Below are 14,383 nucleotides of genomic sequence, written 5' to 3'. Positions count from 1 at the left end.
AATGGTCAGTGAAAGCATATAGAAAAAGTTGGTTCATATGTCTAGTTGCTGCATTTTTGTTTCTGTTAGCGGCTTGTGGTAATAGTGAAAATACAGAACCTTCTGGAGAAGAAGGGGAAGCAACAGAAAATCAAAATACTGATGATACGCAATCAGCTGAGGAAGATACAAGAACTGTAACAGATGCAATGGGGCATGAAGTAGAGGTTCCAGCAAATCCGGAACGAGTGATCGGATCTTATCTAGAAGATTATTTAGTCGCTTTAGGTATAGAGCCAGTTGCACAATGGTCTGTTCGCGATGGTGAGGATATTCAAGAGTATTTGCAGGATGATTTAGACGGCATCCCTACCATTCCAAGTGAGTTACCATATGAAGCAGTTACTTCATTTGAACCAGACTTGTTATTAATGGATTCTGCCGGAATGGTGGAGGATAATAAATATGATCAATATAATAAAATAGCGCCAACTTTTGTTGTTGGAACAGAAGAGGTCAACGACTGGCGAGAAAAATTTCAAATTATAGCTGAAGTCTTTGGTATGGAAGAGAAAGCAGATGAAGTGTTAGCAGAGTATGATACGAAAGCAGAGGATGCCAAAGAGCAAATTCAAGAAGCTATTGGTGATGAATCGGTTGCTGCTTTATGGTTATTTGCCGATACTTTTTATATTGTAAGTGAGAATTTGTCGAGTGGCGATTTATTATATAATGAGTTAGGATTAACAGCACCAAGTGTTGTATCGGAAATTTCAGAAACATCAGCACAAAACTGGACAGAAATCTCCATGGAGAAACTAGCAGAGTTAGAAGCAGATCATATCATCTTAGTCAATAGTGATGGTGAATCAAGTGCATTAGAAGATTCGATCTGGCAAAACATTCCGGCTGTCCAAAATGATAATATTTATGAATTTGGTCAGGATTCCAGCTGGTTGTACACAGGTCCGATTGCGAACAGTCAAATGATTGATGATGCGTTGGAGAGTTTTGTTGAATAAGAATCGGAAGAGACGTTGGGTATTTACTCAGCGTCTTTTCTTATTCCATTGGAGGAGCAATCATCGAAAGACTTCGGTAAGTTACGGATCCACATTTTATTTGAATGATGTTGCATGATTGAAAATAGAATGAACATAAGTGGCCTCATAAATTTTATTTCAATATAAGAAGAATTTATAAGGTAGTATACAAAATCGAATACCCAAGATGCAAATATTCCCAAAAAGATAACGCCGAATAATTGGAATATTATAATAAAAACTTTTTTAATTTTAGATTGCAACACAACTGTTTCTTTTAATGATAGACCGAGGTTTATCATATATAAATAAAGCATCACGAAAATCAAAAAGGGTTGATGATTCCAAAAATGAAATGTAAAGTTTGAATGAGTGAATTGAAAGTAAATTTGATTTAATAAGGTCACTAAAAGCATGTGCAATAATAATTGAATAAATCGTAGAGTAACCTTGGCTTTATAAAAATTAAAAGCGTCTGCATATTTTGACCAAAAAGTCTGTGCGTAAGGTTTTTGTAAGCGTACGGGATGTATACATAATAACATAGGATAAAGATATAAAAGAAAATATACCATTACCGAATCCGTTCTTAAGATAAAGAAATACAGCGAGAGTACAATAGCCCCCACAAAGCCTATGATGTATGACCTTTTTTCATTTTTCCATTCCTTCTTTAATATATCAGCATAAGACATGAAAAGGCTCCTTTTTTAACGTATAATATAATTGTTTACATGTTTTCTGATTCGTCGATGAATGTTTTGATAAAGTAATAGTTTAAAATAACCAATATAATATTCAAAAAAGTCCCTAATAAGGTGAAGGAAGCAGTTGTATCAAATATGATATCAGTTATCTTTGATACTATCATTGTCAGCATAATCGGGACTATTAAACGGAGCAACCCTAGCGAGAGTTTCTGGATTCTCTTTAGCGAAAGTTTAGCTTGCCGAATGGATGTACTTGCACCAACAGTAAAGCCGTATAAAAGAAAGGTAGCAAGATAAATTTGAAGTCCCCAAAAATTGCTGGTAAAATCAGATTCAAAAATAAAAACATGTGCTTGATTCAGTATACTTATAAATAACATATGTACCAAAGCGTGTACCATTCGAAAGAGAAATAGGATTCTAAAGTATAATAGTGTATGATTAGCATATTTTGACCAATAAACTTTTGCTACATGCTCTGAAGCATTAAAATGTATGAATGTATCACACAATGGTATCATCCATAAAAAATAATATAACAAATAAGATTCCGGTTCAGACGGCCGAATCAGAAAAGAAGTAGAAGCAATTAATGCACCAGCAAAACCAATCCCATACAATTTTAATTCTGTTTTTAATTGATTTTTTATCATTAGTTTGTAGATAATAAGCACCCCCTATAACAATTTATTCAAATTACAATATTTAATTTCTGTTAATGAGTTAATAATATTTTCCAGGGGTATGATATGATTTGTTTCATAAGAGAGACACCTCTTCGGATTAGTATTAGTCTATTATCTATTTTTGAGAGTCTCTTTTGTTTTTTTCATTTTCATGAATTCTTCTTCTAATTACCCCCCTTCTGATCATGTGCTACCCAATGTTCTATTAATATAGGCGCTCCCCCTATTACCGTTATCCTGTACTTTTTGAGTTTATTCTATGAGTCGCAATTTTTGATTAAGATAGAGGTTGTAAAATCAATTAAAAAACATTATAAAATGTGACCAAAATAAAACATACTGTGGATAAAAGTATGTTAAGGCTATTTTTTAATGGGTGATATGTTAGAAGATTCATGTAGTGATTATAAGACAAATTACCTGCTGTTCTCTCGAATTCTTCTTTACTTTAGCTTTATTCTGTTAGTATTTCGAGAAATGATTTTTTTTAATGCATGCAAGTCATCATTCGAAGCGAAAAACCTTTTTGGTATAATGATAGCCTTATTTTTAGAAACGTAGATAAGGAACATATCGTCAAGTTCATACCCCTTTAAAATATAGTCCCATTCCAGATAATTATTAACCCTCTTCGATATTTGTTGAGTAATTCCATTTTCGTTTATTATGTATCTGATTTCACTTTTGATAAAGGGATCACTATTAAATTCTCTCCGAGCTCGAATGCGAACAGCAGTAGTTATAATTAAAGTAGCAAGCCCTGTTACTATGATAGAAAAAATCATAAAAAGAGGAAGTATAAGAAATAAAAGTTCATCGATATTATACAGCACCAAAAATAAACTAAAGAGAACGCCGAAAATAAAGAATCCGCTTCTTCCCTTTTTTGTATGATAGAGGTTATATTTCTTGAAATCTTCATAAGTTATAGTTCCCTTTATATATACATCATTTTGTTCACTATCCATCATATGGTAAAACCCTCCTGAAATTATCATAACACCTTTCATCTTGTTTGACATAGTCTTTATTTAAATCAACAAATAGGAGAGCACAATCCCAAGCGCACCAAACACAAAAGAATAACTCAAATTATAATAGGTAATATAATAAGGGCTTTGCTTCAAACTCATTGATGTAATCGTAACGACAAGTCCATATGTCCCAATTGGTACAGTGGAGACTCCACCAATAATTAAACTCACAGCAAGACTTAACGGGCTTAAAATATCCATTAACATCGGGCTGATCCCGCTTAAAATTCCCATTGTTGCAACAGGGTGAACACCAAACATACTCAATACGACGAAAAGAAATTGAATCATGATTAAAATTAAAATTGGATAATCAGCAACTAATAAAATCGGATCCTGTAACATCAACAGGGCAGGTGATTCATTTAATGTATTAGTAAAAAGTGCTAAAGTGACAAATAACACAATAAAATTATCCATATTATTCATACTGTTCTTCCAGCGATTCCAGCCGATTGTCCAAAAGCTTTTCCACCTGCCGATCGCAAGTGTCCATAAACAGGCGAAAGGAAATACTAATAACGTTACAGTCAAGATAAATTCTAATTCAAATACATTACCAATCATGATTACTAATAGGAGAAAAGAACATAGTGCAATCACCAATTGAATGATTTTTGACCGATTTTGATTGTTTTGTTGGTGAAGGGCAGTATGATTGTCTTCCGGATAAGGATATTGCTTAAAATATAATCGCCCCCACAAGCTATCGAGACCATACATGAAAACGGTGATAAGAATCATCCATGGTAATAATGTCGCGTAATTGACTCCGGTAATAAAAATCCCCATAGCCAGTAACACTTCTAAAGGACTCCAAGGTAATGCCAGCGAATACCCTCTCAACGTTGCCATCATAATAATTTTATTAGCTATTTTCTTTTGAATCGGCTTTAAATTATCGACTAAAACATCCTGGGCAATCGTTGCAGAAGATACATTTAAAAAAGCTGTTAATGACATCATCGCTGTTGTGCTTCGTTGATACAACTGGCCCAAATCACGCACATTTCCTCTTAACAAATGCTGCATTAGTTTATCAAAACGTCCCGCTGCAACGGCACTGTTCATCCAAGGTAGTACGGCAAGCAATGTTAATAAAGATAAGTTCCCCGCAAGCATAGGGACAACTTCCCAGACTGTTAAATTAGTAGAGAAAAATAACAATATCCCCACAATAGAAAAGCCTAAACCTAAAATTTGAAACAAGCGAGAGGCTCTTCCATAACTGATAGCAAGCATGGCGATGGACAGAGTTCCTAATACGTATGATAGATAAGGGTTTGGATAAAATACCGAAATGATGTGTAAGAGAAAAATAAAAGCAAAAAAGATGTAAAGATTCTTCATGAGATGAACCTTCTTTCTTATGTACTGTACTTATCATAACATATGGTGCAATAGAGGGGGATGATTGTTATTGATTGTTTATGATCAAAATTGATTGACAATGATTGTTTATGGTTGTAAAATGATTGTAAGCGATTAACCTATTAATAGGAGAAGTGACTTATGTTGACGATTGAACGGCAAGAAATCATATTATCTTTATTAAGAGAAAAAGATGTCGTAACAGTGAAAGAAATGTGTGAAGTTACCAATGCTTCGGAATCAACTATTCGTAGAGATTTAACAGAGCTAGAAAAGCTCCAATATATTAAACGCGTTCATGGTGGCGCATCATTATTAAAGAAAAAACGAGAAGAACCAACACTACTCGAAAAGTCGACGATCAATCAACAAGAAAAAAGCGCAATTGCGCAAAAAGCTGTCTCTTTTATAGAAGAAGGTGACTCCATCTATTTGGATGCGGGTTCATCGACCATAGAATTAATTCCTTTTTTAAAGGATAAATCGGTCATGGTTGTTACCAATGGAATTCCTCATGTGCAATTACTTATTGAATACGGGATCGAAACGTATTGTATTTCCGGGAAGGCTAAAAAGGGGACTGCTGCGCTTGTAGGAACGAAAGCTGTCGAAGCCATCAAAGAATATCAATTTGATAAATGCTTTCTAGGTATTAACGGTATCCATCCTGAACAAGGCTTAACAACACCGGATCCAGAAGAGGCAAGTGTCAAACAAGCAGCATTGTCACAATCCCAATCAAAATATGTATTAGCAGATCCATCTAAGTTTGGAGAAGTATCTTTCGCTAATGTAGCCGATTTAGCAAGTGTTCATATCATTACGACAAACGGTTTATCAGACGAACAACAAGAAATGATTAGTAAGCAAACAACTTTGGAGGTGGTGCCGTTATGATTTATACCGTGACATTCAACCCAGCCATTGATTATGTAGTCAGTCTTGATGCCTTCAACCCAGGAGAAGTGAATCGAAGTCAGTCAGACTATAAGGAAGCTGGTGGTAAAGGGATCAACGTTTCTCGTGTATTGGATCGCTTTGGTGTTCAATCGACAGCATTAGGTTTTGTTGGTGGGTTTACTGGAAAATTTATTACGGATTATTTAACAGAGATGAAGATTAAACATGATTTTGTTTCCTTAAAACAAGATACAAGAATAAATGTAAAACTTAAAGCTGATGGGGAAGAATCGGAAGTAAATGGTGTCTCTCCAACGATAGATGAGGAAGCGTACAAGCAATTTCTCACTAAGTTTGACCTATTACGAAGTGGGGACATCGTGGTATTGGCAGGAAGTTTACCAAGTTCGTTATCAACAAGCGTATACAAAGAAATTGTCGCGATGCTGAAACAAAAAGGAGCCATGACAATCTTAGATACGAGTGGAGCACCTTTAGAAGAAGCAATTCATGCAAGTCCTGCATTTATTAAGCCGAACCATCATGAATTAGCGGAACTATTTGATACAGAGGTAAAGGATGATCAAGATGTAGTTCAATTAGCTAGCAGGCTTCATCAAGAGCAGCAGATTGATCATGTGTTAGTATCGATGGCGAAAGAAGGAGCTATTTATGTTGGTAAAGAAGGTGTAATGAAATTAAGTGCACCAAAAGGAACAGCCATACATTCAGTTGGTGCTGGCGACTCTGCAGTTGCTGGATTTATTTACAGTTGGCAAAAATCAGATAATGCTGAAGAAGCCGCTAAATATGCAGTTGCAGCAGGGAGTGCTACCGCATTTTCTAAAACATTGTGTACGAAAGAAGAAGTAGAATTATTGCTCTCACAGGTTCAGGTAGCACATCTATAAATATAAAAAGAAGGGAAGAGGGGCTATGAAAATAACGGAACTTTTGAAGCGTGACATTATTATTTTAGAAGCAAACGCTCAGTCAAAAGAAGAAATCATAGATGAAATGACAAATAAATTAGCAGAAGGCAATTATGTTCATGATAAAAAACAATTTACCAAAGCGATTTGGGACCGCGAGAATCAAAGCAGTACAGGAGTTGGGGAGAACGTAGCGATTCCACATGCGAAAACAAGTGCTGTCTCCACTCCTGCTATTTGTTTCGCAAGATCAAAAGAAGGTGTAGACTATGATTCACTTGATGGTCAGCCGGCACATTTATTTTTCATGATTGCTGCCAGTGAAGGTGCGAATAATGATCATTTACAAACACTGTCAAGATTATCGACATTGTTGATGGATGAAGACTTTCGCAACCAATTAATGAAGGCGAATTCCGATACAGAAATTTTAAATATTATTGATGCAAAAGAGCAAGATAAACTGGGACAAGCAGAGGAAGAAGAAAAAGGAAACAACCAAGCTTCAGGACCGGAAATTTTGGCTGTAACAGGTTGTCCAACAGGTATCGCCCATACTTATATGGCAGCAGATGCTTTAAAGGATAAGGCTAAAGAGTTAGGTGTCTCCATTAAAGTGGAAACAAACGGTTCAGATGGCGTGAAAAATCGTTTAACTGATGAAGAAATCAAAAATGCTAAAGCAATTATTGTTGCGGCAGACACAAAGGTAGAGTTAGATCGGTTTGCAGGTAAGCAAGTGTTACGTCGTGGGGTAACAGACGGTATTCGTAAGCCTGAAGAGTTAATCAATACAGCATTAAGTGGTAACGCACCACTTTATGAAAGTGAAGGTAGTGGTGAAGGGTCTAGTTCAAGTGGAGGGCGTACAGGATTCTATAAACACTTAATGAATGGTGTATCCAATATGCTGCCATTTGTGGTTGGTGGCGGTGTACTGATTGCCATTTCATTCTTCTTTGGTATTCACTCAGCAGAACCAGATCACGAGCAATATAATGCATTTGCAGCTGCCTTAAAAGCTATTGGTGGAGATTACGGATTTGGTCTAATGGTTGCCGTCTTAGCAGGTTTCATTGGAATGAGTATCGCTGATCGACCAGGTTTTGCACCTGCAATGATTGGTGGCTTTATGGCTTCTACTGGTGGAGCAGGTTTTCTTGGTGGTTTAATAGCAGGTTTCTTAGGTGGTTATGTTGCAGTTGGTGTAAAGAAACTCTTAGCGGGTTTACCGAAAGCGTTTGATGGTATCAAGACAATCTTATTTTATCCGGTTATTAACATATTTGTTACTGGTCTTGTCATGTATGTAATCATCGAACCGATCGCTACGATTATGTCAGGTCTGGAATCGTGGCTCGGTGGTTTGACTGGAACCAATGCTTTGGTGTTAGGTCTTATTTTAGGTGGTATGATGGCAGTTGATATGGGAGGTCCTATTAATAAAACAGCCTTCACATTTGGTATTGCGATGATCGAGGCTGGAAATTTAGGACCACATGCAGCAGTAATGGCAGGAGGTATGGTGCCACCATTAGCGTTGGCACTTGCTACTACATTCTTCCGAAATAAGTTTACGCGAGAAGAGCGTGATGCTGGTAAGACAAACTATGCTTTGGGCTCATTCTTTATTACAGAAGGTGCGATTCCATTTGCAGCAGCTGATCCTGGTCGTGTTATTCCTTCGATTGTTGTTGGCTCTGCGGTAGCAGGGGGACTCTCGTTATTATTCGGTGTTGGTTTACCAGCGCCACATGGAGGGGTATTTGTTATTCCAACGGTTGAAGGAAGCGGCTTGATGTATCTCGTCTCCATTCTTATTGGTGCCATTATTTCGGCATTAATGATTGGTTTTTGGAAGAAACCGTTGGATAAAAAATAACTAGAAGCTAAACAGCTATTTCGCTAATGAGCGGAATAGCTGTTTTTAGTATGTGTATGGATGATGAGTTCTTGGAAAAAAGCGGGGGTGACTCTTCCATGGAAGGGAGGCAAATATCCTCGGAAGAGCCCATCTTCTTCCGGGGAAAAGTCATTCTCTTCCGAGGATAACCGATGATATCCATGGAAGAGAGGCAAATATCCCTGGAAGAGCCCACCTCCCTCCGGGAACAAGTGAATTACCTCTTATGAATATATCAGATGAAATAATAGATATTTTTATTAAATGATTATTAGGTAATTGCAAAGTATTGTGAGGAGTCTCACTTAAAGTGAAGGGTGCTAATATGCAAGATAAAAATAAAACCTTTATTTGTCTAATTAATAGATAAAATATTATTGGAGTCTGAAACAATGATATAATTAAGGTAATAAAATAGAGGCGGTGAAATTATGAAATGGTCAGAGGTTAGAGAAATATACCCTAATCAGTTTGTAAAGTTAAAAGTACTGTCGTCTTACATTGAAAGTGGGCAAGAGTTTATTGAGGATATTGCGGTCATCGAACCTGTGTCAGATGAATTGGCAACTAAAGAGCTGCTTCAATCAAAAGGAGACGAGTTAGTGTACCATACTGCAAATGAAAATATTGTACTTGAAGTTCGTCAAGATGTAGGTCTTAGGAGACTCGACTATCATGAAAATCAGACATGAATATGGACTGCTTTTAGTCGATACGGATTACTTGGATTAGATTTATTAATGAAAGCTAGATTTAATATAGATTTACTTAAACTTGAAATGAATATGAACAGCTAAAGGGAATCTTCAAAAATTGATTCTCTTTCTTTGTTTTATAATATTTTATTAAATAGGTAGGATGTCTTGTTCAACCATTATACGGTACTTTAGTTGAACAATAAAAGTAAATGGCAGATTCGTGTAGGGGGATAATATGGAATCAAAGCTAATTATTATACGAGGAAATTCTGGGAGTGGAAAAACAACGACTGCCAAAAATCTTCAAAGTCATTTGGGCCGTGGAACGCTCTTGGTTTCTCAGGATACTATTCGTCGTGAAATGCTGAAGGTTCACGATAGAGATGGGAACCTTTCCATTGATTTGATTCGACAGATCGCTGAATATGGTAAAAATAACTGTAAATTTGTTATTGTGGAAGGAATCTTGTATAAACATCGTTATGGTGAAATGTTGTATAACTTAATCGAGTTCTTTAACCACAAGACATATACTTATTATTTTGATTTATCCTTTAAAGAAACAGTCAAGCGTCACAATTCTAGTTCAAAAAAGATGGAATTTGGAGAAGAATCTTTGTGCTCCTGGTGGAAGCCAAATGATTATTTGGGCGTGGACAGAGAAATGATACTGACTAATGATATGTCACAAGACGATGTATTGGAACTGATTTTAAATCAACTGCAGAATTAATTATCCCCAAAATGGATAGGTTAAACAGCAAAAAAAGAGTAGGTTGCTTGGGCGTTTCTTCCAATGAAGAAACGCCTTTTAATATAAAGTGAAAAGGAATTTTGTGGGAAATCTTAGAAAGCCAAGAGGCTATAAGTATAAATTCATCAGAATTTCAAAAGCTATCAAGACAAAGGAGGTTTATTAATGGCGCAAATGATTCTATGGCTTATGATGATTATACCGTGGTTATCGTTATTTTTATTAACAAACATTCGGTGAAGCGGTTTATGCCTGTCGCAATATTTGCTTCTCTTTTAGTGACTATCGTTTTTGAAATGGCTTATGTTTTTGAGTGGTGGATTGTGCACGAGAACATTGTACCATGGGGACATATCACTAGTTTTCCTTTAACGTATGGTGTGTTTATCGTGGGTACTATATGGATTTTTCATTTTACTTTTAGTAAGTCTTTTTTGATTTATTTTTTTGCCAATGTAATCATAGATGCCCTTTATGCTTTTATTGGACTCCGTTTTTTACTATCCTTAGAAATTTATGAACTGAAAAATATGGGGGCGTTTGGCATTTTTATCATCATGATTATGCTAGCTGTTATCATTTATATGTATCAAAAATGGCAAGACAAAATGATGAAACAGGATTAGGCTTGCACAACTATAGTTAGTTCAGCACTTATCATCATTTGGTGATGTACATAGAGTATGTAAATATCTGCTTTTTCAGTAAATAGTATATAAGTATGGAGTCGGAGGAAAAATAAATAGCCATTACCGATAGGAGGAAAACCATGAATTATCCACCTTTTGAAGAAATTTTGGATTTGCAGTACAAATTAGCTGAATATAGAAAACAATATTGGATTGAGCATGATTTATTTACATGGCAATGGTGGCTATTACTTTTGGTGTTTATTATTCCGTGGGTAATTTGGTACAAGGTCATTCCCAAGGAAAAGAAAGCAGAGTGTTTATCATATGGTCTTTTATTAGGTTTTTTAGCCAGTCAATTAGATGAAATAGGAATTAATTCAGGAGCATGGGCTTATTCATACCAGCTAACACAATTAAACAGAGGGTTGAATCCGTATAATTTCTCGTTTATTCCAGTAGCTTATATGATTGCTTATTACTATTTCCCAAAGTGGAAGCATTTTATCCTTGCTAACGTAGCTATTGCCATATTAGCTGCATTTATAACAGAGCCTATTTTAACCAAAATGGGCATTTATAAAACATTTTATTGGAAATCGATTTACTCATTTCCTATTTATATTCTTCTCCCTATAATTTTTCGATTTCTCATGTATTATATACTTGAACATAACAAGCGTGAAAACGCAACATAGATGTATCATTAGTTCGTATAAAAAAGAGGCAGATATTAAAAGGAAAGAACCTCTTTATCTGCCTCTTGTAATAGGTTTTTATAAAAGGAATCTTCGCCAATCGTAATTACTCGATCACACAGTTCTTGTATTTCATCCATATCGTGTGATGTATAAATAATCGTTTTGTTATGATCAGTTGCTTGTTTTCGTAAATAAGCGCCGATTTCTTTGCGAGACTTTAAATCTATCCCTACTGTTGGTTCATCCAGTAATAACAACGATGGATCATGAATTAAACTTATTGCTAAATTGAGCTTCCGTTTCATGCCGCCTGACAAATTCTTCACAGGTTCTTTCCATCGGTCTAAATTCATATCCTGACAGATTTCCTTTAATTGAGCGTTAGATTTCTTGGTCCACGATAATTTTTCAAAGAAAACCATATTTTCTTCCACTGTAAGCTGTTCCCAAACAGCAATATCCTGTGGGACAAAGCCAATTTGTTTGCGTATCTTTGCTTTATCTTTTTGGTAATTCCGTTGGCCTAAAAGGATTTCTCCCGAAGTCGGCTTCATCGTTGTAGCCAATATTTGAAGCAACGTAGATTTACCAGCTCCGTTTTCACCAACTAATCCTACTATTTCACCATGATTGATGTTGAAAGATAAATGGTCTAGTATCGTTTTTTTATGAAAACGTTTATTTAATCCTTCTACCTTAAGCATATTTTCTCTCCTCTCGTACATACCAAATCACCATACCAATGATGCAAAAGCCGAGCCAGCCAATTGTCCATTCGCCAGTTAAGAAGCGGTATAACGGGTTGAAGAGATTGATCCAGCCTCCAATATTCCCGAGGCCTCCGAATGGTAATACTGTACCACTGATCACAATCACCACAAGTGTCCATATAATGGCGGCAACATAACTGAAATAGGCATTCCTTATCATGCTTACAAATAAAAAGGCAAACAAACAGACCATAATCCGAAATGATACGAGTGATAAGATATTGATCGTTTCCTGATAAAGCAAGTAAAAAATACCCGCGGTTACCAAATCAATAATGAGTAGCAACAGTATATAAACCAATACATTTACAAGCATATATGTGGGGTATTTTATTTTCATAAACGGAAAGCGAACAGCGACACTTGCTTTTCGTTCTTTGATAACCCAATCGAAAATGAAGATCGTGACTAGTAGGCTTGCAAAGGCCCAAACCATCCATGGATTCCATTGGACACCTGAGTTATCTGTCAGGTCTGAATCACCATGATAACGAAATTGGTTATGTAATAAATCTTCTTCTTTTTGAATTTCTCTGGACTTTGCAATAATCTCCTCGATCGTCCAATGTTGATCACTGCTTAATTGCGTTTCTAAGTTAATAACGGTGTTGGCCGCTTTAATCCGTCCTGTTTCTTGTTGAATGATCGATACTATCATCTCTTTTACAGGATTATAGGCGAAAGAACGGTCAGAATAATAACTTTCTAACAGGTTTCTTCTATTTCCGCTCTGCAGATTATCTTGATAACCTTGTCGAATAATAAATACACTATCTAGTTCATGCTGCTCTAATTTCCGTATTGCTTCTCTTTCTGATAGTTGGAAAGCAGAAACAAGGGAGGAGTCGTTGATTTCTTCCAATAGCGCAAAGGCTGATTCTGACTCTTCCTCTAACACCATTCCGATTGGAACTCTGAAATCATCTTGTACCGTTTCAGCAGTGGAAACAAATCCAATTGCGATCAGTATCGGAAGTAAGATCCAGCAACTAAGGCTGAGCCATTGTTTTTTTAGTAATAGGGAGCGTGTGTAAATAATTTCTTTCACTTATGAACACGCTCCTTTCCGAATGAGAATGTAGCCAGTAGTAACCCACCGATAATTGCTGTCAAGATTAATGGTTGTAATTCCGCATAGAAACGACCATTTAAGATAATTTGTTCCATCCAATAAAAAGATTGATGAGAAAAACTAGCGGAAAAATAATCTTCCAAGTAGATAGGAAAATATATTTTTGGAATAATGGCGCCACTGAATAAGATGGTGATTCCGGTGAATAATGTCTGCACCAAGACTGTTAATTTGGAAGATGAAATCAACCAATCTATGAGAATGATACATTGTAAAAAGATGATACTGTGTAACAGTAGTAACAAACTAATTCGGATATAGTTCTCCCCTGTAATGATTACTTCGTCAAAGAAATATGGAAGAAAAGCGAAGGAGAGGGCAGTCAAAACTGCCGTTACTAAAAGGGTCAGAACACCACTTGCTATAGCTTGCTGGAGATCGGTAACACCATAGAGTTTCATCCGTTGTCTCATTCTTAAGCTGTTATCTTGGTGTAACATCGTATAAATAATAAATAACCAGATTGTTACTAGAGTAAACCAGCCTGCTAAACTAAAATAAAGAATTGGCGAAGCAGTTGCGTTATTTGTGACTTGATCCTCTCTGACTACTTGATCACCGCCTAGTACATAAAAGAAATAATTGGTGAATTGTTCAAATAATAAGGTGTTTCTTTCTTCATTATCCATATTTAATTGCTTTGCATAATGATTTATCGTCAGAATGTTTGCCTGGGAACCTCGAATATGCCGGGTAACAGTCTCGACTAATTCTTTAATAAGCTGGCTCTCAACTGGTTGCTTGGGGTTGCCTATAATGGAAAGTTGAGACTGTTCCCCGTCCATTAGTTTTTGAAAGAAATGATCTGGAAACATAATATAGGAACTGAGTTGGTTGTTTTCGATAGCTTCGATAGCTTGGTTTTCTTCAACTTTCTCCATAGCAATATGATTGCCGAGTTGTGAAGATTCTTCTAGTAATTCGACAATCATTTCTGTTTCCTCTGATTGGTCAAGATCGACAAGTCCGACTTCTATAGTATCTGTGCTTGTCACATCTAACATGGAAATCACAGTGAGTGCTAACAGTCCGATGAGTATAAGCGGAGACAGCAAAAGAAGAGGAAGTGATAACCACTTCCTCCCGAGTTGGATCAGATTATTTTTTGTAAACAAGGCTATATGTTTAAGAGATTGCATGC

The 14,383-nt window shown here is 36.1% G+C and carries 15 protein-coding genes; 8 read left to right on the top strand and 7 right to left on the bottom strand.

Going from position 1 to position 14,383, the window contains the following annotated elements; all coding sequences use genetic code 11:
• Positions 1 to 8 precede the first annotated feature (8 nt).
• Complete coding sequence (locus GH715_RS00855) at positions 9 to 1,001, top strand: ABC transporter substrate-binding protein (RefSeq protein WP_163578372.1); 993 nt, start codon at positions 9 to 11, stop codon at positions 999 to 1,001.
• Positions 1,002 to 1,024: 23 nt separating this feature from the next.
• On the opposite strand, the gene GH715_RS00850 is transcribed toward GH715_RS00855, so the two are convergent.
• The 4 genes from GH715_RS00850 to GH715_RS00835 all read right to left on the bottom strand — a co-directional run bounded on the left by GH715_RS00850 (position 1,025) and on the right by GH715_RS00835 (position 4,802).
• On the bottom strand, positions 1,025 to 1,717 hold the full coding sequence (locus tag GH715_RS00850; protein ID WP_153833724.1) for a hypothetical protein: 693 nt from the start codon (positions 1,715 to 1,717) through the stop codon (positions 1,025 to 1,027).
• Positions 1,718 to 1,752: 35 nt separating this feature from the next.
• A complete protein-coding gene (locus GH715_RS00845; protein ID WP_163578371.1) occupies positions 1,753 to 2,385 on the bottom strand; it encodes a hypothetical protein in 633 nt (210 codons plus the stop codon).
• A gap of 476 nt (positions 2,386 to 2,861) precedes the next feature.
• On the bottom strand, positions 2,862 to 3,389 hold the full coding sequence (locus GH715_RS00840) for a YcxB family protein (RefSeq protein WP_163578370.1): 528 nt from the start codon (positions 3,387 to 3,389) through the stop codon (positions 2,862 to 2,864).
• A 60-nt stretch (positions 3,390 to 3,449) separates the two neighbouring features.
• Entirely contained in the window at positions 3,450 to 4,802 is a 1,353-nt protein-coding gene (locus tag GH715_RS00835) for a hypothetical protein (protein ID WP_153833727.1), read from the bottom strand.
• Between the two features lie 162 nt (positions 4,803 to 4,964).
• On the opposite strand from GH715_RS00835, the gene GH715_RS00830 reads away from it, so the two are divergent.
• The 7 genes from GH715_RS00830 (at position 4,965) to GH715_RS00800 (ending at position 11,337) form a co-directional block, all read left to right on the top strand.
• Positions 4,965 to 5,720, top strand: a complete 756-nt coding sequence (locus tag GH715_RS00830) for a DeoR/GlpR family DNA-binding transcription regulator (protein WP_153833728.1) — start codon at positions 4,965 to 4,967, stop codon at positions 5,718 to 5,720.
• Entirely contained in the window at positions 5,717 to 6,634 is a 918-nt protein-coding gene (gene pfkB / locus GH715_RS00825) for a 1-phosphofructokinase (RefSeq protein ID WP_153833729.1), read from the top strand. The genes GH715_RS00830 and pfkB overlap by 4 nt, the downstream gene beginning before the upstream one ends.
• Positions 6,635 to 6,659: 25 nt before the next feature.
• Positions 6,660 to 8,537, top strand: a complete 1,878-nt coding sequence (locus GH715_RS00820) for a PTS fructose transporter subunit IIABC (protein WP_153833730.1) — start codon at positions 6,660 to 6,662, stop codon at positions 8,535 to 8,537.
• A gap of 452 nt (positions 8,538 to 8,989) precedes the next feature.
• A complete protein-coding gene (locus tag GH715_RS00815) occupies positions 8,990 to 9,250 on the top strand; it encodes a hypothetical protein (RefSeq protein WP_153833731.1) in 261 nt (86 codons plus the stop codon).
• 241 nt (positions 9,251 to 9,491) lie between these two features.
• Positions 9,492 to 9,989 (top strand): kinase, encoded by a 498-nt coding sequence (locus GH715_RS00810; RefSeq protein WP_153833732.1) that lies wholly within the window; start codon positions 9,492 to 9,494, stop codon positions 9,987 to 9,989.
• A gap of 203 nt (positions 9,990 to 10,192) precedes the next feature.
• The gene (locus tag GH715_RS00805) at positions 10,193 to 10,636 is read left to right on the top strand and encodes a hypothetical protein (protein ID WP_163578369.1); all 444 of its coding nucleotides are present in this window, start codon (positions 10,193 to 10,195) and stop codon (positions 10,634 to 10,636) included.
• 143 nt (positions 10,637 to 10,779) lie between these two features.
• On the top strand, positions 10,780 to 11,337 hold the full coding sequence (locus tag GH715_RS00800) for a CBO0543 family protein (protein WP_153833734.1): 558 nt from the start codon (positions 10,780 to 10,782) through the stop codon (positions 11,335 to 11,337).
• Between the two features lie 35 nt (positions 11,338 to 11,372).
• Here GH715_RS00800 and GH715_RS00795 read toward each other — a convergent pair whose 3' ends face one another.
• The 3 genes from GH715_RS00795 to GH715_RS00785 are packed head-to-tail and all read right to left on the bottom strand — an operon-like array spanning position 11,373 to position 14,381.
• A complete protein-coding gene (locus tag GH715_RS00795) occupies positions 11,373 to 12,044 on the bottom strand; it encodes an ABC transporter ATP-binding protein (protein WP_153833735.1) in 672 nt (223 codons plus the stop codon).
• Positions 12,037 to 13,158, bottom strand: a complete 1,122-nt coding sequence (locus tag GH715_RS00790; RefSeq protein ID WP_153833736.1) for an ABC transporter permease — start codon at positions 13,156 to 13,158, stop codon at positions 12,037 to 12,039. Before GH715_RS00790 ends, GH715_RS00795 begins: the two co-directional genes overlap by 8 nt.
• Positions 13,155 to 14,381, bottom strand: a complete 1,227-nt coding sequence (locus GH715_RS00785) for an ABC transporter permease (RefSeq protein WP_153833737.1) — start codon at positions 14,379 to 14,381, stop codon at positions 13,155 to 13,157. Before GH715_RS00785 ends, GH715_RS00790 begins: the two co-directional genes overlap by 4 nt.
• Between the last annotated feature and the right edge of the window lie 2 nt (positions 14,382 to 14,383).

The sequence above is a fragment of the Gracilibacillus thailandensis genome (genome assembly GCF_010994055.1).
GTDB classification, from domain to species: Bacteria; Bacillota; Bacilli; order Bacillales; family Amphibacillaceae; genus Gracilibacillus; species Gracilibacillus lacisalsi.
Note: the sequence above shows the minus strand (reverse complement) of the source record. Positions and strands in the feature narration are given on the sequence as shown.

Bases quoted from the DNA above. Each gene is read 5' to 3' on its own strand.
- GH715_RS00830 (WP_153833728.1), top strand. From the start codon at position 4,965: ATGTTGACGATTGAACGGCAAGAAATCATATTATCTTTATTAAGAGAA.
- GH715_RS00850 (WP_153833724.1), bottom strand. From the start codon at position 1,717: ATGTCTTATGCTGATATATTAAAGAAGGAATGGAAAAATGAAAAAAGG.
- GH715_RS00795 (WP_153833735.1), bottom strand. From the start codon at position 12,044: ATGCTTAAGGTAGAAGGATTAAATAAACGTTTTCATAAAAAAACGATA.
- GH715_RS00820 (WP_153833730.1), top strand. From the start codon at position 6,660: ATGAAAATAACGGAACTTTTGAAGCGTGACATTATTATTTTAGAAGCA.
- GH715_RS00835 (WP_153833727.1), bottom strand. From the start codon at position 4,802: ATGAAGAATCTTTACATCTTTTTTGCTTTTATTTTTCTCTTACACATC.
- GH715_RS00800 (WP_153833734.1), top strand. From the start codon at position 10,780: ATGAATTATCCACCTTTTGAAGAAATTTTGGATTTGCAGTACAAATTA.
- GH715_RS00815 (WP_153833731.1), top strand. From the start codon at position 8,990: ATGAAATGGTCAGAGGTTAGAGAAATATACCCTAATCAGTTTGTAAAG.
- GH715_RS00810 (WP_153833732.1), top strand. From the start codon at position 9,492: ATGGAATCAAAGCTAATTATTATACGAGGAAATTCTGGGAGTGGAAAA.
- GH715_RS00845 (WP_163578371.1), bottom strand. From the start codon at position 2,385: ATGATAAAAAATCAATTAAAAACAGAATTAAAATTGTATGGGATTGGT.
- GH715_RS00805 (WP_163578369.1), top strand. From the start codon at position 10,193: ATGGCTTATGATGATTATACCGTGGTTATCGTTATTTTTATTAACAAA.
- pfkB (WP_153833729.1), top strand. From the start codon at position 5,717: ATGATTTATACCGTGACATTCAACCCAGCCATTGATTATGTAGTCAGT.
- GH715_RS00785 (WP_153833737.1), bottom strand. From the start codon at position 14,381: ATGCAATCTCTTAAACATATAGCCTTGTTTACAAAAAATAATCTGATC.
- GH715_RS00840 (WP_163578370.1), bottom strand. From the start codon at position 3,389: ATGATGGATAGTGAACAAAATGATGTATATATAAAGGGAACTATAACT.